This is a genomic window from Campylobacter sp. 2457A (assembly GCF_020135895.1).
GTDB lineage: Bacteria > Campylobacterota > Campylobacteria > Campylobacterales > Campylobacteraceae > Campylobacter_D > Campylobacter_D taeniopygiae.
This window is the reverse complement of the sequence record NZ_JACHTO010000016.1, coordinates 1-20250: the sequence shown is the minus strand read 5'-3', so window position 1 is coordinate 20250 and position 20250 is coordinate 1. Positions and strand designations below refer to the sequence as shown.

General features: G+C 27.7%; 18 protein-coding genes. 4 read left to right on the top strand and 14 right to left on the bottom strand.

Annotated elements, in window-relative coordinates; translation table 11 throughout:
* From pglE to H2280_RS05980, 11 genes are all read right to left on the bottom strand, one after another.
* Positions 1-1161, bottom strand: a complete 1161-nt coding sequence (gene pglE, locus H2280_RS06030) for a UDP-N-acetylbacillosamine transaminase (RefSeq protein WP_137623459.1) — start codon at positions 1159-1161, stop codon at positions 1-3.
* A gap of 444 nt (positions 1162-1605) precedes the next feature.
* Positions 1606-2193, bottom strand: coding sequence for an acetyltransferase (locus H2280_RS06025; RefSeq protein ID WP_337215959.1), 588 nt, complete (start codon positions 2191-2193; stop codon positions 1606-1608).
* Positions 2180-2782, bottom strand: a complete 603-nt coding sequence (pglC, locus tag H2280_RS06020; protein WP_137623461.1) for an undecaprenyl phosphate N,N'-diacetylbacillosamine 1-phosphate transferase — start codon at positions 2780-2782, stop codon at positions 2180-2182. Before pglC ends, H2280_RS06025 begins: the two co-directional genes overlap by 14 nt.
* Positions 2775-3905: a glycosyltransferase family 4 protein gene (locus tag H2280_RS06015; RefSeq protein ID WP_337215958.1), complete on the bottom strand. Its 1131-nt coding sequence runs from the start codon at positions 3903-3905 to the stop codon at positions 2775-2777. Before H2280_RS06015 ends, pglC begins: the two co-directional genes overlap by 8 nt.
* A gap of 11 nt (positions 3906-3916) precedes the next feature.
* Positions 3917-6058 (bottom strand): STT3 domain-containing protein, encoded by a 2142-nt coding sequence (locus H2280_RS06010; RefSeq protein WP_337215957.1) that lies wholly within the window; start codon positions 6056-6058, stop codon positions 3917-3919.
* A 3-nt stretch (positions 6059-6061) separates the two neighbouring features.
* Positions 6062-7159, bottom strand: coding sequence for an N-acetylgalactosamine-N,N'-diacetylbacillosaminyl-diphospho-undecaprenol 4-alpha-N-acetylgalactosaminyltransferase (gene pglJ / locus H2280_RS06005; RefSeq protein ID WP_337215956.1), 1098 nt, complete (start codon positions 7157-7159; stop codon positions 6062-6064).
* Positions 7147-8076: a GalNAc(5)-diNAcBac-PP-undecaprenol beta-1,3-glucosyltransferase gene (pglI, locus tag H2280_RS06000; RefSeq protein ID WP_337215955.1), complete on the bottom strand. Its 930-nt coding sequence runs from the start codon at positions 8074-8076 to the stop codon at positions 7147-7149. The genes pglJ and pglI overlap by 13 nt, the downstream gene beginning before the upstream one ends.
* A complete protein-coding gene (gene pglH, locus H2280_RS05995; protein ID WP_337215954.1) occupies positions 8069-9145 on the bottom strand; it encodes a GalNAc-alpha-(1->4)-GalNAc-alpha-(1->3)-diNAcBac-PP-undecaprenol alpha-1,4-N-acetyl-D-galactosaminyltransferase in 1077 nt (358 codons plus the stop codon). The genes pglI and pglH overlap by 8 nt, the downstream gene beginning before the upstream one ends.
* Positions 9146-10840, bottom strand: a complete 1695-nt coding sequence (gene pglK, locus H2280_RS05990; protein WP_337215953.1) for a BC-type lipopolysaccharide transporter PglK — start codon at positions 10838-10840, stop codon at positions 9146-9148.
* Positions 10834-11820 (bottom strand): UDP-glucose 4-epimerase GalE, encoded by a 987-nt coding sequence (gene galE / locus H2280_RS05985; RefSeq protein WP_137621414.1) that lies wholly within the window; start codon positions 11818-11820, stop codon positions 10834-10836. Before galE ends, pglK begins: the two co-directional genes overlap by 7 nt.
* Before the next feature lie 59 nt (positions 11821-11879).
* On the bottom strand, positions 11880-12671 hold the full coding sequence (locus H2280_RS05980; protein ID WP_337215952.1) for a 3'-5' exonuclease: 792 nt from the start codon (positions 12669-12671) through the stop codon (positions 11880-11882).
* A gap of 64 nt (positions 12672-12735) precedes the next feature.
* On the opposite strand from H2280_RS05980, the gene waaC reads away from it, so the two are divergent.
* Genes waaC through H2280_RS05960 form a run of 4 tightly spaced genes read left to right on the top strand, consistent with a single transcriptional unit; the run spans position 12736 to position 17244 of the window.
* On the top strand, positions 12736-13764 hold the full coding sequence (gene waaC, locus H2280_RS05975) for a lipopolysaccharide heptosyltransferase I (protein WP_137621412.1): 1029 nt from the start codon (positions 12736-12738) through the stop codon (positions 13762-13764).
* Positions 13754-14641, top strand: coding sequence for a lipid A biosynthesis lauroyl acyltransferase (locus tag H2280_RS05970; protein WP_337215951.1), 888 nt, complete (start codon positions 13754-13756; stop codon positions 14639-14641). Before waaC ends, H2280_RS05970 begins: the two co-directional genes overlap by 11 nt.
* The gene (locus H2280_RS05965) at positions 14641-16191 is read left to right on the top strand and encodes a glycosyltransferase family 2 protein (protein ID WP_337215950.1); all 1551 of its coding nucleotides are present in this window, start codon (positions 14641-14643) and stop codon (positions 16189-16191) included. The genes H2280_RS05970 and H2280_RS05965 overlap by 1 nt, the downstream gene beginning before the upstream one ends.
* Positions 16192-17244, top strand: a complete 1053-nt coding sequence (locus H2280_RS05960) for a glycosyltransferase family 4 protein (protein ID WP_337215949.1) — start codon at positions 16192-16194, stop codon at positions 17242-17244.
* Here H2280_RS05960 and H2280_RS05955 read toward each other — a convergent pair.
* The 3 genes from H2280_RS05955 to H2280_RS05945 form a co-directional block, all read right to left on the bottom strand.
* On the bottom strand, positions 17233-18462 hold the full coding sequence (locus tag H2280_RS05955) for a glycosyltransferase family 8 protein (RefSeq protein ID WP_337215948.1): 1230 nt from the start codon (positions 18460-18462) through the stop codon (positions 17233-17235). The two genes, H2280_RS05960 and H2280_RS05955, sit on opposite strands and share 12 nt — an antisense overlap.
* Complete coding sequence (locus H2280_RS05950) at positions 18443-19393, bottom strand: glycosyltransferase family 2 protein (protein WP_337215947.1); 951 nt, start codon at positions 19391-19393, stop codon at positions 18443-18445. The genes H2280_RS05955 and H2280_RS05950 overlap by 20 nt, the downstream gene beginning before the upstream one ends.
* Positions 19386-20250 (bottom strand): glycosyltransferase family 2 protein (locus H2280_RS05945; protein ID WP_337215946.1); only part of this gene is annotated, 865 nt, incomplete at its 5' end. The genes H2280_RS05945 and H2280_RS05950, both read right to left, overlap by 8 nt.

Genomic DNA, 20250 nt, shown 5'->3' with positions numbered 1-20250 from the left:
TCATTCCTTTATACTTTTAAGGATTAATTCTGAAATTTCTTTTACATCATTTTTTTGCATAGCTGTTCCGCTTGGCAAACAAATTCCTTTTTGAAAAAACAACTCACTATTTCCATTAATATAAGCTTTACAATCTTTAAAAACTGCTTGAGTATGCATAGCCTTCCAAAGTGGGCGTGTTTCAATCTGCTCTTTTTTTAAATCATCTATTAATTTAGAAATTTTTGGATGTAATGGTATATTTTTTTGAGAAATATTGATATTTTTTTCGCAAGAATTAAGCTCTTTCATATCAAAATCAATCAAAGCAGTGCTAAGCCAACGATTACTTCTTGAATCTTTTAATTCATCCAAAAAAGTTAATTTATCTCCTAAAAATTCTTTATACCAATTATAAATTTCTCTTTTTTTAAGTACTCTTTGTTCTAAAACTTCCATTTGTGCTAAACCGATAGCACCTAAGACATTGCTCAATCTATAATTATACCCATAATCTAAATGTTCATAATGCAAACAATCTTCCCTTGCTTGAGTGCTATAAAATCTTGCTTTTTCGACTTTTTCTTTATCTTTGCCAATAAGCATACCACCGCCTGAAGTTGTGATAATTTTATTACCATTATAAGAATAAACTCCAAATTCTCCAAACGTTCCTAAAGCTTTTTCCTTGTAAAAACTTCCTAAAGCTTCAGCAGCATCCTCGATTAAAATAATATTATTTTCACTACAAATTTGCACAATCTCATCCATCTTTGCAGAATTTCCATAAAGATGAGTTAAAATCAAAGCTTTTGGTTTCTTTTCACATTCTTTAATAGCACGTTTTAAAAGACTTACATCAAGATTATAAGTTTCATCACAATCTATAAAAATAGGCTTTGCCTTAAGATAGCAAATAGGTGCTACTGAGGCTATAAAAGTAAAAGATGAAGCTAAAACTATATCATTTTGTTCTACGCCTGCAACCCTTAAAGCTAAATGCAAAGCCGCAGTAGCGGAGTTAAGCGCCAATGCATTTTCACTCTTGCTATATTCTTTAACACTTTTTTCAAAACGATTTACAAATTCACCCAAAGGAGCAATATAATTACTCTTAAAAACTTCTTCAATATATTTTAATTCATTACCACTCATATGAGGAGGAGAAAGAAAAAATCTCATTTTTATCCTTTTTATAAAGAGCTTTGTATTTGTTATGCATTGTATCTAAAATAATTTACCAAAAATCAAACATTAAAAATTCTTTTTGCAGGTAAAATTTATTTTGCACCACTTTTAAAGTTTTTTAAATCTTCTTTTTATACATAACCTTTAAAACACATATTTTTTTATATTTAGTTTTTATAATAAGAGTTGGCGCTTCTTTTTTGCAAAATAATCAAATTTCACCGTTTTATAAATTTCTACATCTTCTCATTTTGCAAAATGCATATAAAAAAGATTAAATTTGCGAGTTATATAAATTCACTTACACAGTGTTTTTAAATTTTTATTTTCCAATTCAGTTGACAAAAGCCTTCGAATTTATATTTAGAGAGTTTTTCAAAGGATATGATATATATTTACTAAATTTATAAAAATCCATCCTAAAAGATGAAAGATTTGTTATATCCTTCTTGCAGGTACTCCTACAAAAACACCTTTTTCATTTTGACTTTTAATCAAAGTTGATCCTCCACCTAAAATACTATCATCAGCTAAACTTAAATTTGGCAAAACACAAGAATTAATCCCCAAAAGACAATTTTTTCCTATTTTTACATTGCCTGCACACTTAGCCCCAACACTAATGTGTGAAAATTCTCCAATTTCACACTCATGTTCAATTACACTTGAGGTATTTAAAACAACCCCTTTTGAAATTTTTGCTCTTGCATTTACCACAACATAAGGCATGATTAAAATTCCAGCATCTTCTTTTATAAAAGCACTAGGACTAATGATCGCACTTGGATGAATGAGATTGACTATTTTAAAACCACTTTGAGAAACTTTTTCAAAAAAATCTTTTCTTAATTGATTATTCCCTATAGCGATAAAAAAATCATATTTTTCTAAATTTGGATCAAAAGGCTTTGCTTTGAAATCATCTAAAAAAATGCATTCTTTATAACCTAAACTCAAAGCAACATCTTTGCAAACTAATCCATGCCCACCCGCGCCATAAATGTAAATTTTTTCAGTTTTTGCCATTGAATTTCTCTGTAGTAACGTGTCCTTCTTTGCTCACTCCGCTTCTTTTTAAAACTTTTAAAGCGGTTAAAAACATAATCTTTAAATCAAAGAAAAAACAAAGATTTTCTACATAATAAACATCAAGCTCAAATTTCTTTTCCCAAGAAATAGCGTTTCTGCCATTTACTTGTGCCCATCCTGTAATACCGGGACGCACACTGTGACGCAATTTTTGTTTTTCATTATAAAGAGGCAAATACTCCACTAATAAAGGACGAGGCCCAACAAAACTCATATCACCTTTTAAAACATTGAAAAGCTGTAAAAGCTCATCCAAACTTAAAGATCTTACAAGTTTTCCAAAAGCCTTTAAACGCTTTTCATCTGGCAAAAGTTCTCCATTTTCATCTCTTTCATCGCTCATTGTTTTAAATTTATAAATTTTAAAAATTTTTTCATTTAAACCTGGTCTATCTTGAGTAAAAATAACACTTCCTTGAGTTAGTTTTAAAAGCAAAGCTGTTATAAAAATAATTGGAGAAAACAATACAAGCAAAAATAAAGCTAAACAAAAATCAAAAATTCTCTTAAAAAAATGATTATACATTACTAATTGCCCTTTTATAAATTTCCAAATAATGCTGCGCTATGATATTTTCATCATATTTTAAAGCATCATTAGCTGCATTTACACCTAAATTATCTCTTAATTTTTCATCATTCAATAAAAGTTCGATCTTATCACTTAAATCTTTAGCATCTCCCGTTTGAAACCAAAGTCCATCATAAGCATTTGAAATCGCCTCCACACATCCTTCACAATCACTCACTACAATAGCTTTTCCACAGGCTTTAGCCTCTAAAACACTCACAGGAAATCCTTCTTTATAGCTTGGCAAAACAAAAATATCGCAATTTTGCAATAATTCTACTATATCATTTCTAGAACCCAAATAATGCACACAACCCGAATTTAAAAAATCCAAACTCGCGCAAGAAGGATTATCATCTCTTCCACCTACTAAAATAAAATTGGCTTGTTCTTTTAACAATCTTGCGCTCTCATAAAATTCTTTAATTCCTTTATGCCACAAAGCCCTTGCTATCATTAAAACGATGGGTTTTTCGTCGATACAAAAATTCTTCCAAAAAATTCTTTTTGACTCGTGATTGATTTTTATAGGTAAAAATTTTTTAAGATTAATACCAACTGATTTAATGATAAAAATTTTTTCTTTCTTAAGTCCTAAATTTCTCATAAATAAAGCATTGCTTTCATTCACAAAGATAAAGCCATTAGCAAGCTTAAAAGAAATTTTATATAATAAATTAATATTCCATCTTATCATCTTACTTTTAAAATTATCATCGATGTAAAAAGAACCAAGGCCTTCTACTAAGCCAAAAATATATTTAATTTTGGCTAATTTAGCAGCCATAATTCCAAAAGTATTGCTTTTGTGTGCAGCGCACTGAATAAGATCTAAATTTAAATTTTTTAATACCTTTTTCAAATGAAAGAAATTTTTAAAAATCACAAAAGGATTTAAACTAGATCTTGAAAAATCATAAATAACAAGATTTAAATCTAATTCTTGAAGTTTTTGCGTGTATTCATCCTTTGGAACTATGATAAAAATCTCATGACCTTGTTTTTTTAAAGCTTTAATAATTGGCATTCTAAAATGATAAATACTCGCCCCAGCATGAGATAAAAAACCTATTTTCATATCAATAAAACCTAAATTTTTAATTTAAAAACTTTAACATCTTGTGTATTAATCACCAAATCAAACAAGCTCTTATCATAATTTCCTAAAAAAAACATTTGCACAAAAGCACTATTAAACATAGTCTTATCCATCAATATAAATTGTATATATGGAATAGGACTATTTTTGATATAAAAAAGATAATATTGTCCGTTTGGATCAATTGGAATTTCTTTATAATCATTTTGCTGCACCGAATTTAACTCTATAAAGCTATGGATCATTGAAACATCATTATCGATTTTTAAACTTCTAAAATCATCACTCAAAGCAACGCCATTGCTTAAAATGATTTCTCCATTTTCCCTACCCAAAGGATAAGCTGTACTGAAAACAAAAGGTTGGTCTAATTTTCCATTATTAAGATTAATCAAAGAAAAACTAGCAATTGTTGAAAAAATAGACGCCATTCTAAAAGGCATATATATATAAACATCTCTTGTTTTTGGAGTATCGATTTTAAAATCCGGCTTAGATAAAGAATATAAAAACAAATCAACATTGCTCTCGTTATAATCCTTCATCATCGCCTGCAAAATATCTTTTCTTAAAAGACTATCATTAGGGGCATAAAAACTTTTTTCCGTATATTCAACGCTCAATCTTGCCATATTAGCCGCAGATCTTTGATCCTTGGTTAAAGCAAATGAAGGAAAGAAATTATCTTTTCCTAAATGCTTACCACCATCAACCAAAGTTTTAACATCACTATAATAACGGATAGGATAGCCATAATCCCACCAAGCCACAACATAATCTTCTCTATTTGCAATCTTTTTTAATTGATCTAATTGTGTTGCTTCATTTTTAGAAAAAACCGTTGGCGCTCTATAAACATAAATGTGAAACAAAGCTGGAGTTAAAGATAAAAAAACAAACAAAATGATAACAAAATTTACTGCCATTGCTTTGTATTTTTTTAAATTTATCTCCCTTAAAGAATAGACCAAATAGCCAAAACCAAAAGCTAAAACAGGAACGGCATAAATTGTAAAACGAAGCCCACTTTTTAAAGCTAAAAAACCTAAAAAAAGCATAGGTAGAGTTAAAATAATACTTTTATGCTTTATAATAAACCAAATAAAACCTATACAAGAAGCAAGAAAAACAATTTCACTAGAACTGATTCTTTTCATAAAAACTCTCGAATCAATACTTTCAACCTCTTGTATAGTTTGATTAACGTTAAAATACATAAAACCATGCGTTAAATTAACGCTTTCATCTGATCTAAAAATATAAAATTTAAGTTGATAAAGTATAGGATCTATTCCGCCACTGATAATTAAAAAAATAAAAGTGAAAATTCCTAACAAAATTAAAAATTTTATTTTAAAGTATTCACTTTTAAGCGCATAAAAGCTAAACAATAAAACAACAATAGAACTTTGATAATACCAAGCAATATTAGGCAAAGTCATCAGCATCAAAATGATACTCATATAAAAAATAGTTTCTTTTCTATGAAAAATTAAAGAATATAATAAGAAAAATCCTATCAAGCTAACATTTAAAGTATAACTTGAAGGGTACCACCAAAGATAAACCCTAACAAAAAATGGCAAACATATCAAAGAAAATAGATCTTTTCTTAAAACCAGTCGTATCATAAAAAATAAAATAAAAAGCGGCAAAACAACGACAAGCATATCTGTATCATAATATCCAGCCATAGTTCTATTATAATAACTATTAGCTATACTTGCTAATAATGCGGCTATAAAACCAGCAAGAGAGCATTTGTATTCATTTGCGATTAAAATAATAGGCACAACAATCAATGAAGATAAAAAAACACTCAAGTATAAAATAATTGTTTCAAAACTAAAAGGAGTGATTTTATAAACCCAATAAGTAAATGCTGATAAAGAAGCATCATAATATGATAAATCATTAGGCTGATGAAATCCTGCTATCATATCTCTTGCACCTTCTGCAAAAGCATAGCCATCGTTTGAAGTTATCATAAGTTGGTTATTGAAAAAGTACTCATTAAACTGACTCGCCCAAAAAATCCAATAAAATCTACAGGCTATACTAAAAATATAAGCACTTAAAATCATTAAAAATAAAATTGTATAAGGGTTTTTAAAATATTCTTTTTTAAACATACATTATCCTATTAAATATTCTAGAGCATTTCGTGCAATTTTAACTTTATCAAAATCAAGAGCTCTATTTTTGGCTTTATTTTTATAAGCTTGTCTTAAATTTTCATCCTCAATCATGGTTTTTAAACCTTGAAACATAGAATTTTCATTATCCACTTCTACCAACAAACCAAACTCATCATTTCCAAAAAGCTCTTTAGCACCACTTTTATGATCGGTGCATACCACAGCACACCCACAAGCCAAACTTTCAATTAAAACATTAGAAAAGCCTTCAAATACCGAAGCAAATGCAAAAAATTCGCATTTACTCATATATTTATAAGGATTATTATCAAAGCCTAAAAGTAAGACTTGATTTTCCAAGCCAAGTTCCTGTATCAAATTTTCTAATTCATTTTTTAAAATTCCCTCGCCTAAAATAACAAGCTTTAAATTTGTTTTAAGTCTTGCATAAGCACGGATAAGCAAAGCGTGATTTTTCCCTGCATCTAATCTCCCAACGCTTAAAATAAATTTATCTTTTAAAACAATTTCCTCTTGAGATTTTTTTTCTATATTTTCTAAATCTATAGCATTATATAAAATTTTACATTGTTCTTTTTGGATTTTAAAATTTTGAACTAGATCTTCTAAATTTCCTTTAGAATTTGGTAAAATCAAATCCGCCTTAGGATACAAACAAGAAATCAAAAATTTATTCGCCCAAGAATTAAAATTCTTTTTTTTATACATCACGCTTGGAGTGGTACATTCATTGATAACAAGGCGGGTTTTATTGCCAAAAATTCTTGCCATTAAAGCTATATAATTTGGACGATTTAAGAATACAAATTCGGTGTTTATATTTAGTTTTTTACACATTTTTTTATATTTTAAAGCCAAAAATGGAAGTTTAATCAATTTTAAAATCGCATTTTCACTAGGCTTGGAATGTTCTAAAAAATGGATATTGCATTTTGGTATCTCATAAGAAATTTTCTCATTCATTAAAATCAAATGCACTTCAAATTTAAGATTTAACATAGGAAGTAAAGTTGCCACAACTCTTTCAGCACCACCACTTCCTAAAGAATAAATAAAAATTGCTAATTTTTGCATAAACTCGTCCGTATTTTAGATAATTTTTTAATCATACTACTTGGAATTATACTTAAAATGAGTAATATTAAAGCAGGTGTATTTATCTTGATGCTCAAACTTTTAAATAAACAACGATAAAGCTCTTTAAATTTTCCTCCAAGTTTTGCATAATATGCCGCCATCTTATAATAACTTGCACACATATTTTTATAATCTTCATCGCCAGTTTGCTCTAACTCATTTTCCAAAATTCTAGCAAGTTCTAAATAACCAAGATAAACCCTAATAGCATTTTTACTTGCCGCTAAAGTTACACTATCGCTTCTATTTAAACGATAAATTCGAAAGGCTTGATGAATATAAAAAGTTTTTTCCTTGTATAGGTGTATCCAAAGTGTTGCTTCATTTCCATAAAATTCTTCATTAAAACGCTGATTTTTTAGTAAAGATTTTTTAAAAATAGAAAAAAACTCTCCATGAAATTTTCCCATCAAAAAATCTTTCTTACAAAGTTCTTGATCTTTATTTAAGCCCTTTCCGCTAAATTCTTGAGTGAGTTTTCCTTCTTTTTCTATAAAACAATTTCCAATAACATGAGAATAGCCCTCATCAATTTTTTGCATTAAAATTTCTAAAGCATGAGGTAAAAGCTCGTCATCATCATCTAAAAAGCTTATAAATTCCCCATTAGCATGATCTAAGCCATTATTTTTGTTTCCATTAGGTCCTGCTTTGTATTTATCGTTTAAAACATATTTTATGCGATTATCTTGCTTTTGCATTTCTTGCACTATATCTTTTGTTTCATCATCTGAATGATCATCGCTAATGATAATTTCTAAATCTTTATAATTTTGCATCTGTATGCTTTTAATGGCTTTTTTGAGTAAATTTGGACGCTTAAAAGTAGGAACGATGATTGAAATTTTAGCCATGAGAAACTTCTTTAATCAATTTTAGCCATTGTTTTTTTATCTCATTAATATCAAAATTGATACATCTTTTTTTGGCATTTTGTATTAAATTTAATCTAAAATCTTCATTTTGTACAATCCATTCAATTTTTTTTGCCAACATTTCTTCATTATCACATTCTACCAAAATACCATCTTTATTATCTTCGATCAAATCTTTAGAGCCATCATGATACAAAGTTGAAATTCGGCACACATTAAAATACAAACTTTCTATAAGCACAGTTGGCAAGCCCTCAACAAAAGAGCAAAGACAAAGTATTTTAGCCTTTTTATAAAGCTCTTTAACATTTTCTACTCTGCCTAAAAATTCCACCCAAATATGCATTTCTTTGGCTTTTTTTTCAAGCATAGATCTTAATTCCCCATCACCTGCTACTACAAAACGATAATTTTTTTGTATATTTTGATCTAATTTAGCGATTGCTTTTAAAAACATCATAGGGTTTTTATTTGTATCCAAGCGACCCACAAAAAGGACTAAATTTTCTTTTTCAAAAGAAGAATCGATCGGAATTTCAGTGCTAAAATGACAAGGGTTTAATAAAAGTTCAACCCTTTTGACAAATTTTTGATAATAAAATTTATCACTACTACCTAAAACACTTAAAGCATCACAATAAGGATAAGTCAAACGCCTTAAAAATCTCCAAATTTTAGATTTTAAATAAGCTTGATTGCTATGCTCACTAATAATAAGCGGGGTATTAAGCCCTATTTTAGCGATAATACAAGCGATATTTGTAGTATCTAAAAAAGAAATAAATACATCGCTTGGAGTTTGTTTTAAAAATTTTCTCAATGTAAAAAATTTCTTAAAACGACTTGCAATTTTATGATAAATCGTATCAAATCTAAACTCTGGCAAGGTTTTAAGATTGATATTATTTTCCAATGGATAAAAAGAATTTCCTTGGTGAAATTTTATGATATTCACCTCATGTTCCTTACAAAGTGCATTTGCTAAGGTTACCAAAACACGCTCTGCGCCACCTGAGTTTAAAGTCGCTATAATAAAAGTAATTCTCACTTAATCTTCCTTAATCAACTCACCATGCTCTAAACGATAAATACTATCACAATTTGTTATAGTAGAAAGACGATGTGCGATGATAATCATCGTTTTATCTTTTGAAATTTTATAAATTTCATCCATAATCTTAGCTTCACTTTTAGTATCAAGTGCTGATGTTGCTTCATCAAGAACTAAAATTTCAGGCTCTAAATACAAAGCTCTAGCAATAGCTATGCGTTGTTTTTGCCCTCCACTTAAATTGCTTCCACCATCTCCAACTTTTGTCCAAATTCCATCAGGAAGATGCTTGATAAAATGCTCCAAATTTGCTTGCTTGATCACTCTAAAAAGCCTTTCTTCATCAATCTCATCTCCAAAGCTAATATTTTTAGCAATGCTGTCATTAAAAAGATAGATATTTTGAGGGATATAGCCTATTTTTTGGCGATATTTTTTAGCGTTTGTAGAATTTAATTCCACCCCATCAACCAAAACTCTTCCTTCTTTTGGACTTAAAAGCCCTAAAATAATATCCACTAAAGTGCTTTTACCACAACCACTCTCCCCTATAAAAGCGATTTTTTCACCTTTTTTTATCTCTAAATTTAAACCATTAAAAAGATTTTTTTTACCTTTATAGCCAAAACTTAAATTTTCAAGTCTAAGTTCTTTTTTAAAAGAAATTTCTTCATCGCCTAAATTTTCTTCTTCTTGTTTAAAAATTTGATAAATAATATCCAAAGAAGAACGATAATAAATCAAATCATGATAACTTGTAATGATACGATTTGCACTTGGCATCAAACGATAAAGCGCTAAGACAAAAATAGAAATTGTAGCCAAAATACTAGAAATATCACTTTCATTTTTTAAAACCAAAAAAATCACGATAAAAACAAGGATGCAAAAACCCACACCCTCTAAATAAATTCTAGGAATGGCACTCATGCTTTCATTAGTAATATTTGCTTTAGCAAAAGCTTCGCTTTGAGCTTTAAAAAGATTTAAAATTCCATCTTCTTTGGTTTTGAGTTTAATGAGTTTAAAATTATTTAAATTAGTGTTTAAAATTTCAAAAAAATTTTTCATTGCTTCTTCGCGTCTAAGCCCTGCTTTTTTGATAATAGGGCTTAAAATTTTAATTAAAATCAATGCATTAAAAACCATAAAAATACTTAAAAATAAAGTAATTTTATAATTAATTAAAAGCATTAAAACATAAAGCAATATCACAACAAAAATTTCACTCATCATCAATAAAAATGAAGAAATCATCGTGCTTAGATTATAAACTTCTCCTGTGATGGATTTTAAAATTTCAGATTGATTTTTTTGAGTAAAATTTTCATAATTAATATTTAAAAATTTTGCAAAAACTTTATAGGCGATATTATGGTATCTTCCTTTGGAAAATTTAGCCAATAAGTGAAAATAATAACTATTTAAAAGAGCCCTTAAAACATAAAAAATAATCAAAACAAAACCAAAATAAACAATGATTTTAAATGTTGGCAAAGCTAAATAATTTTTAATTTCTATCAAATAATGATTACGATCAAAATAAGAAAAATCACTCGCTAAAGTGATAAAAGGCATCACTAAAGAGATTGCAAAACTTTCTATAAAAGAAATTAAAACTGAAAAAAAAAGCAAAGAAAATAAAAATTTTTTATCCTCTTTGCTTAAAATGAAAAATAGTCTTTTTAGCACTGTTTTTCCCAATCATAAGCTGATTTGCAGATTAAATCCAAATCATCAAATTTTGGTTGCCAAGAAGTTAAAGTTCTTATTTTTTGTGCATCAGAGATCAAAACACTTGGATCCCCTTCTCTACGAGAAGCAAGTTCTACTTTAAAATCAACCCCAGTCACTCTTTTCATAGACTCAATCACTTCTTTTACACTAAAACCATGTCCATAACCCACATTAAAAATATCGCTTTCATGATTTTGCAAATACTCTAAAGCAGCCAAATGCGCACTTGAAATATCATCAACATGGATATAATCTCTTATACAAGTTCCATCTTTTGTATCATAATCATCACCAAAAATAAACATTTTTTCGCGTTTTTTTGCCGCACATTCTGCCGCTACTTTTATAAGTAAAGTTGCCTTTGGATAACGTTGGCCTATGTGAAAATCCATACAAGCACCCGCAACATTAAAATATCTTAATATGCAGTACTTAAATTCAGGATGGGCCTTATTGGCATCTTTTAAAACCTCTTCACTCATTAATTTACTTCTACCATAAGGATTAATAGGCGCTAATGGGCTATTTTCACTCACAACCGGAGTTTGAGGTTCTCCATAAGTTGCAGCCGTAGAAGAAAAGATAAATTTATTTACACCCGTTTCTATACAAGTTTTAATCAAATTGGTCGTGTTTATGGTATTGTTCATGTAGTATTTTAAAGGATTTTGAGTGCTCTCAAAAACCTCTATACTTGCCGCAAAATGAACAATGGCATCAAATTTTTCCCTTTCAAATAAAGATTTCACCTCTTTAAAATCACTCAAATCTAATTCAAAAAATTTAAAATCTCTTATGCTTTGCAAATCGTTGATTGCGATTTTTGATCCCTTAGAAAGATTATCTAAGACACAAAGTTCATGATCTGTTTTTAAAAACTGCCTTAAGGTATGAGAACCGATATATCCTGCACCGCCACTAATAAGAATTTTCATCATTTTTCCTTTCTTGATCACTAATAACTTTTTAAATTCTAATATATTTATTTTAACGATTAAATTTGTATTTTAGAAATTTCATTTTCGCACGCTTTACAAAAGACTTCAACATAAGAACGATTAGCCTTTTTTGTTTTTAAAAATTCATTCATGGTATCTAAAAAGCCGACATAATCCTCATCGTTAATATTTGCTTTGATTAGCTCATATTTTAAAAAAAGCATATAGGTGTTTAAAACATCGCTTTCGCAATACTCATGAATTTTTTCAAGCTTATCTTCATAGTATAAACTCATCACCTCATCACCATGCACATCATATTTTCCTGGCAAATCAGCCATAGCACAAAGCACATCAAGCTTCATCCCCCTAAATCCTCCAAAGCTTTCAAATAAATCACAATGTTTAAGCTCTGAAAAACGCGTTTTATAATTATTCCATTTATCACTTTGCGTATCAAGATAATTTGCCGCTTTAATATTGTATTTTAAAGCCCTTAAAACCAACAAAGGCATATCAAAATTTTTTCCATTATAGCTGACTAATTTTGGTTCGTATTTTTCAATAAAAGAAAAAAAATTATGGATCATTTCTTTTTCATTATCACCATCTATTTTATTCACTTTAATAAATTTACCAAAACTATCAGCAATCACTGCACAAATACTCACAATCTTATGATAAGGTAAAGGCAAAAACTCATTTCCACTTTGCTCTTTTTGCCATTCTAAGGCTTTTAAGCTCACCTCCAAATCATTTCCCTTAAAAGCTAAAGTTTTGCGGATCAAATCGACATCAGGTATGCTTTCACAATCAAAAATACAAATATAGCCCTCATTTTTAATCATAGTTTAACCTTCTTTTGTAAAATTATTTGTTAAAATCATAGCAAAAAAATTACAATAGGTTTGAATGAAAATAGCAATCGTTCGTTTATCCGCTTTAGGCGATATTATACAAAGTGCTGTAGTGCTGCAATTTATAAAAAATTTCAAAAAAGATATAGAAATTCATTGGTTTGTAGATGAAAAATTTAAAGGCATACTCAAAAATCATCCACTCATTGACAAACTCTATGCCCTACCCTTAAAAGATAAGCATTTTTTTAAAAGCTTGAAAATTTTGCTTAAGGCTAGAAAAAATAATTATAATGCGGTTATTGATCTACAAGGACTTATAAAATCAGCCCTAGTGAGTCGAATTTTGAGTCGCAATAATTTTGGCTTTGATCAAAACAGCTTAAAAGAAAGTTTTGCGCACAATTTTTACAATCAAAAATTAAATATAGATTATAATGAAAATGTTTTTGTTCGGTATCTAAGCCTTAGTTCTTTTACCCTTAATGAAGATTTTAATCCAAAAGATTTAGCCTTTAAAAAAGATGTTTTTTGTGTGGATGAAAATTTAAAACAGCTTTTGCATAAAAAATTAAAACTTGATCAAAATACAAAAAATATACTCATACATGTTGGATCAAGTGTAGAAAATAAAATTTATCCTAAAACAAAAGTTACCCTTCTTTGCAAACTCATCATTCAAGAATTTCCTGAAGCCAAAATTTTCTTATCTTGGGGAAATGTTAAAGAATTTGAATTTGCTAAGGATGTGATCAATTTAAGTGCCATTGATGAAAAAAATATAGAACTTGCTCCAAAATTCAATCTAGAAGAACTTATGGCCTTTACAAAAATGATGGATTTAGTTATTGGTAATGATAGCGGTCCTACTCATCTTGCTTTTGCTTTAAATAGGCCTTCTATTACCATATTTGGAGCCACTCCAAGCTATAGAAATGCCTATAAAACAAACATCAATAAAATCATAGATGCAGGCAAAAAAATTACAAATTCCAAACATATCGATAAAAGTGATTTTTGCATTATGCGTATAGAAGAAGAGGATATTTTAAAACTGATCAAGGAAATTTTTGATGAAAAGTAAAGACTGGCTTTATCTTTTTGCTTATTATATACTTAAATTTTTAGTGATAATTGTGCCTGATTTTATTCTTGATTTTTTAGCTTTTATCGTTGCAAAAATCGTTTTTAAGATCAACCACAAACATCGAAAAATTATAGATACCAATCTTCAAATTTGCTTTCCTGAAAAAAATCAACTCCAAAGAGATGGACTCTCTTTTCAAATTTATCGAAATTTTGCTAATTTTGGATTAGATTGTATTAAAAATCAAAACACAAGCAAAGAAAAAATTTTAAATAAAGTCGTGATCGACAATGAAGAAATCATAAATGAAGCCTTAAAAAGCCAAAGAGGTATTATATTTACAACTGCACATTATGGAAATTGGGAACTTTTAAGCCTTGCTTATGCTGCTAAGTTTGGAGCTATTTCCATAGTAGGAAGAAAGCTAGAAAGTCAAAAAATGGATTCTATTTTGGCCAAAAATCGGACTCAATTTGATATAGAGCTTATCGATAAACAAGGCGGTTTAAGAAAAATGCTAAATGCAATTAAAAATAAACGAGTATTAGGCATACTCACTGATCAAGACTGCACTGATAATGAAAGTGTCCGACTTGATTTTTTTGGTAAAAAAGTCAATTATCAAATGGGAGCTAGTGTTTTAGCTCAAAGAACAAAGGCTTTAATTTTACCCGCTTTTGTGTATCAAGGCGAGGATAAAAAATTTCATATCCGACTTTTTAAAACTATAGATCCTTTAGAAAAAAGCATCGAAGAACTCACACTTTATCAAGCAAATTGTTGTGAAGAAATGATTAAATTTAAGCCTGATGAGTATTTTTTCTTTCATCGTCGTTTTTCAAGTCATGATGAAGCAATTTATAAGGATATTTAATGAATTTAAAACAAATCAGTGTATTTATCATCGTTAAAAACGCACAAAACACTATACTAAAATGTTTAAATTCCCTAAAAGAATTTGATGAAATTATCTTACTTGACAATGAAAGCACTGATGATACTATAAAAATAGCTCAAGATTTTCAGCTAAAATACAATAATTTAAAAATTTACAAAAGCGAATTTATAGGTTTTGGGCCTTTGAAAAATCTTGCCTTAAGTTATACTAAAAATGATTGGGTTTTAAGTATAGATGCAGATGAAATTTTAGAAAAAGAATGCATAGAAGAATTAAAAAAGCTTGATTTAAAACCAAATAATATCCTTGCATTACCAAGAAAAAACCTTTATCAAGGAGAGTGGGTTAAAGCTTGTGGGTGGTGGCCTGACTTTGTTTGGAGAATTTTTAATAAAACGCATACTCATTTTAATAAAAATTTAGTCCATGAAAGTCTAGAAATCTTTGAAAATACAGAAAAAATTTATCTCAAGCATGGACTTAAACATTATGCTTTTAACAATATAGCTCATTTAATTGAAAAAATGCAATATTACTCCACCTTATGGGCTAACCAAAACTTACACAAAAAAAGCAGCATTTGCAAAGCCAATCTAAGGGCAATTTGGACTTTTATAAGAAATTATTTTTTTAAAAAAGGCTTTGTTTATGGCTATAAAGGCTTTATAATTAGCATTTGCAATGCCTTAGGAGCTTTTTTTAAATATATGAAATTATATGAACTGCAAAACAAAAAACCAAAAAATTGTGCGCTAATCATCACCACTTACAATCAAAAAGAAAGACTGGCTCTAGTTTTAGATAGCATTAAACACCTTAGCTTAATGCCTGATGAAGTTATTATAGCTGATGATGGAAGCAAAAATGATACAGCAGATTTAATCAAAAAATATCAAGAAAACTTTCCTTGTGAATTAAAACACGTTTGGCAAGAAGATTTGGGATTTCGCGCAGCAAAAAGTCGCAACAATGCTATAAAAGCGTCTCATTGTGAATATATCATTTTAATTGATGGGGATATGATTTTAGAAAAAGATTTCATAAAGGATCATTTAAAATTTTCTCAAAAAGGTTTGATTTTACAAGGTTCTAGAACCATTTTAAATGAAAATGAAAGCGATAAAATTTTAGAAAATCAAAATTTTAAACTAGCTTTTAACAAAAAAGGATTTAAAAATCAAAAAAATAATTTCTTAGCTAAGGTAATTTATAAATTTTCAAAAATTGATAAAAAAATCTTTAAAAAAACAACGCTAGTTAAGGGTAGTAAAACATGCAATATGAGTTTTTATAAACAAGATTTTGAAGCTATAGAGGGCTTTAATGAAAATTTTATTGGATGGGGTAGAGAAGATAGTGAATTTGTTGCGAGATTTTTATTTAATAATGGAATTTTTAGAAGAATCAAATTTAGCGCCCTAGCCTATCATATCTATCATCAAGAAAATGATAAAAATATGCTACAAGGCAATCATGAAATTTATCTTGATACTATAAAAAATCAAAAAACCGCTTGGAGAAATTAAATGAATATTTTATTACTCATTGGAGATATCACCATAGGCGGAGGCGCTGAACGCGTTGTGGTTAATCTTGCTAATGCTTTTTTAAAATATGATCACAAAGTAAAAATACTTAGTTTCTACAAAGAAAATGAAAATATAGCTTATGAAATAGACAAAAATATAAAAGTTGATTTTTTAAATTTAAAATCACAAAAACAAATGAAAAAAAATCTTTTTTATAAAGCATTTTACAAATGCTATGAAAGCTATCTTTTAAAGAGAAAGTATAAAGACATGGACATTATGATTTATAATAATTGTCCGCAATTTCCTCTTTTTAAAAATAAAAACACAAAATATATTCATTTTGTACATTCATATTTTAAAAAATACAGAAATAAAAATAACTATTTTGATACCTTAATTGTGCTTTCAAATAAACAAATCCATCTTTGGAAACAACATCATAAAAATGTTTTTACCATTCCTAATTTTTTACCTTTTATCTCATCAAAAAATAGCGATCTCTTTCAAAAAAATGTTCTTAGCGTGGGTAGATTTACTCCCAATGATGAGAAAGGATTTTTAAGACTTATAGAAATTTGGGAAATTGTTCAAAAAAATGACATTTATAAAGATTGGACTTTAACTCTAGTTGGCGATGGAGAGTTAAAAGAAAACATTAAAACCTTAATAAAAGAAAAAAATCTTGAAAATTCTATTATCTTAAAACCTTTTACTAAAGAAATTGAAAAAGAATATCTAAAAGCAAGTATTTACGTAATGACTAGTCATTGGGAAGGTTTTCCTATGGTACTACTGGAAAGCACTTCCTATCAGATTCCTAACATAGCTTTTGATATCGATACAGGACCTAGTGATATTATAGATAATGAAAAAAGTGGATTTTTGATTAAAGATGGAGATTTAAACGAATTTGCTAATAAACTTTGTCTTTTAATGGATGATGAAAATTTAAGAAAAGAATTTGGAAAAAATGCCAAAGCTAAAGTTGAAGAAAATTTCAGCAAAGAAAAAGTAATGGAACAATGGAATGAAATTTTAAATTCTTGATCTAAAATGATATTTTTTAAAATTATAAGTCATCTTTAAGGCTTTTAAATAGACCCCAAAAAAATCTTTCTTATGTTTTCTAGCGTGTAAAACACTTTCACCAAGCATACAACAAAGCCCAAAAATATCATCATTTATTTTAGATGTTTGATCCATATAAAATAAATCTTTTTTTGTGCTTTTTACAAGGCAATAAATCTTAAAAAGATTGACTTTTTGCACACTTCTTAAAAGCTCGTATCCCAAACCGGCATAAAGCAAATAATCCTTAATATCTTGCTTTTCTCTAAGCAATTCTTCACCAAAAACAGGTGTTTTATTTGCCATATCCCACCAATATTCATTTATATTTTTACCCTTGTAATCAAAATAAGATTTTAAAAATCTCCAAGGTTTTTCGCCATAATGAAGAATTTTTGGATTTTTAAGTGCCTCATTAAATTCTACCCTTGTATAGTTGAGACGATTTTTTTTCTCATCTTTGCAAATGGTATAAAAAAGAGTGATAATATTAAAATTATAAGCAAAATCAAGTTTATGTCTTAATCTTGTTTCTATTGTAGCGTTTAATAAGTCTTGATCGGCTGCTTTTATATAATAGCACTTGCTTGCTAGTTCTTCACATTTTTGCTCGATACTATGCTTTTTGTATTCTTCTAAATTGATCAACAATAATCCCGAATTAAAATAATTTTCATCAAAATAAAAAATTTTCTTTTTATCGTTTTCTTTAAATTTTATTTTTGATTTTTTAGAGCCAGGATCCCCTACAACCCCTGCTATTTTATCTTTTAAATTTATAGAAAAAAGTTCCCTTATGTCACACATGCAAAGCATATCAGAGTCTAGATAAAGGCATTTTTTTATACTTTCATCAAAAATAGAACTTAATCTTAAGCGATAATAAGGCAATTTTAAACTATGCGCAGCACCACTCGTAGGAAAATTTTCAAAATCTTCATCATTTTTTATATGTATGATAATTTCACATGGAAAAATTTCATTTAAAGCATTTTGTAAATTTAAAAGTTTTTCTCTAGTTTTATCGCTTACAAAATTACTCAATATATGAAAAAAATACTTTTCATTTTTTATATTTGAATTTTTATCAAAATCTTGAATTTTTTTATTTTTGTCTGTATTTAAGATAATACTTGTTATCAAAACTGATGTGTATTTTATATAATTTTCATCTGCACTAAAGACTAGATGATACATTTTTTTCCTTTAAAATACGACATACTTTCTTTTTCTTTATTTTTACCATCTTTCTTTCAATTCTCAATTTAAATTTATGCAAAAATCTTTTTTCTAAATATTTATAAACCAAATCAAAATAATGCATCTTCAGCCAATAAAATATAGATAAACAATAATAAAATAAAAATTTATTATCAATCTGATTAATAAAGATGGACATAAAATTCATACAATTATCTAAATCTTTAGCATAAGAAATATTCTTTTGAATATCTATAGTTTTTGTACTTGAATTTAAATTACATGTGTTATAATTATATATTTTTTGAGAGATAGTTTGGATATTATTGATATAATTTAAACAAATAACAAAAAATAAAGCATCTTCTGCCATATTAATTCTTAAAAATTTCAATTTTTCATTTTCTTCAAAAATTTTCAAATAAATCTCTTTTTTATAAATTTTAGACCATATATTCCAATTATACTCAGTTAATCTGCTAATTAAAAAAAATACAAACTCTTCTTGATTAAATTTTGCATCAGTAAAAAAATCAAATTTTTCAATATATGTTGGTTTTATATTATTATAATTAAAACATATTAAATCAACATCATTATTGCTATCTAAAATTTTTACACATTCTTCACAAGCATTTAATTCCAAATAATCATCTGGATCTAAAAACATGATATAGGAAGAATTGCTTGCTTTTACACCCTCATATCTTGCCCTTAATAAACCTAAATTTTTTTCATTATGGACAATTTTTATTCTCCTATCTTTTTTAGCATATTCTTTAGCTATATCTATACTTTTATCATTGCCACAATCATCAACTACTATGATTTCTATGTCCTTAAAAGTTTGATTGATAGAACTTTGCAAAGCTTTTTCTATATACGGCTCTACATTATAAGTGGGCAAGATGATTGAGATTTTAGACATGATTCTCCTTAAAAATAGGCATTTTTAACCGTAATATTATAGTATATAAAAATATCAATAAAAACAATATATTATTATTAATTTTTATAAAAAGTTTATTTTTAGAATATTCACAAAATTCAAGCCAAAAAAAATCAATTTTAAAAAAAGATATTTTCATAAAAATTGGAATTTTATCGCATTTTAACATATCCTTATAGACACGATTATAAAAAGAAGGTAAAAACTTTTTTTTAATTAAAAATAATTCACTTTTTTTTAATATTTTTTTATTACTTTCACAATATTGAATTAAAATCATCAACATCTTTAAGCACGAATAAGTGCCTATATGACGTTCTATATTTTTACACTTTCTAAACAAATCATTAAAATATTTAGGATATTTTTGTATTTTAACATTATTATAATTACAAATAGAATTATCTCTGATTCTATAAAAATATAATTCTTGATTTATCATATATATAAAATTAATTTTCAAAAAAAGTATTATCCCAAATATTCGATCTTCCCCAACTATATTATTTTCAAATTTCAAATGAATTGCTTTTAAAAAATTAAAATCAATCATCCCAAAGCATACAAATTGAAAAAAATCATCTTTGTTAAGCTGTTTATCTATCCATTCATATTTTGAAATTATAGTTTTATTGCTATAATATTGCTCGAAAATTGTTTTTGTGGAAATATCAACATGAGTTTCAATCAAAACCTTTTCTTTAAACCAAACCACTTCAACCCCATCCATTCTAGGGACACATTCTTCTATACAGTTTAATTCCCAATAATCATCACTATCTAAAAAGATAATATAATCTATATCAGGGGTTTTAAAATTGAAAAGTTCATCTTTG

Excerpts from the sequence above, each read along its gene's own strand:
- H2280_RS05980 (WP_337215952.1), bottom strand. The coding sequence starts at position 12,671 with ATGATTAAAAATGAGGGCTATATTTGTATTTTTGATTGTGAAAGCATA.
- galE (WP_137621414.1), bottom strand. The coding sequence starts at position 11,820 with ATGAAAATTCTTATTAGTGGCGGTGCAGGATATATCGGTTCTCATACC.
- pglI (WP_337215955.1), bottom strand. The coding sequence starts at position 8,076 with ATGGCTAAAATTTCAATCATCGTTCCTACTTTTAAGCGTCCAAATTTA.
- H2280_RS06010 (WP_337215957.1), bottom strand. The coding sequence starts at position 6,058 with ATGTTTAAAAAAGAATATTTTAAAAACCCTTATACAATTTTATTTTTA.
- H2280_RS06015 (WP_337215958.1), bottom strand. The coding sequence starts at position 3,905 with ATGAAAATAGGTTTTTTATCTCATGCTGGGGCGAGTATTTATCATTTT.
- H2280_RS05955 (WP_337215948.1), bottom strand. The coding sequence starts at position 18,462 with ATGTATCATCTAGTCTTTAGTGCAGATGAAAATTATATAAAATACACA.
- waaC (WP_137621412.1), top strand. The coding sequence starts at position 12,736 with ATGAAAATAGCAATCGTTCGTTTATCCGCTTTAGGCGATATTATACAA.
- H2280_RS05950 (WP_337215947.1), bottom strand. The coding sequence starts at position 19,393 with ATGTCTAAAATCTCAATCATCTTGCCCACTTATAATGTAGAGCCGTAT.
- pglJ (WP_337215956.1), bottom strand. The coding sequence starts at position 7,159 with ATGCAAAAATTAGCAATTTTTATTTATTCTTTAGGAAGTGGTGGTGCT.
- H2280_RS05970 (WP_337215951.1), top strand. The coding sequence starts at position 13,754 with ATGAAAAGTAAAGACTGGCTTTATCTTTTTGCTTATTATATACTTAAA.
- pglC (WP_137623461.1), bottom strand. The coding sequence starts at position 2,782 with ATGTATAATCATTTTTTTAAGAGAATTTTTGATTTTTGTTTAGCTTTA.
- H2280_RS06025 (WP_337215959.1), bottom strand. The coding sequence starts at position 2,193 with ATGGCAAAAACTGAAAAAATTTACATTTATGGCGCGGGTGGGCATGGA.
- H2280_RS05960 (WP_337215949.1), top strand. The coding sequence starts at position 16,192 with ATGAATATTTTATTACTCATTGGAGATATCACCATAGGCGGAGGCGCT.
- pglE (WP_137623459.1), bottom strand. The coding sequence starts at position 1,161 with ATGAGATTTTTTCTTTCTCCTCCTCATATGAGTGGTAATGAATTAAAA.
- H2280_RS05965 (WP_337215950.1), top strand. The coding sequence starts at position 14,641 with ATGAATTTAAAACAAATCAGTGTATTTATCATCGTTAAAAACGCACAA.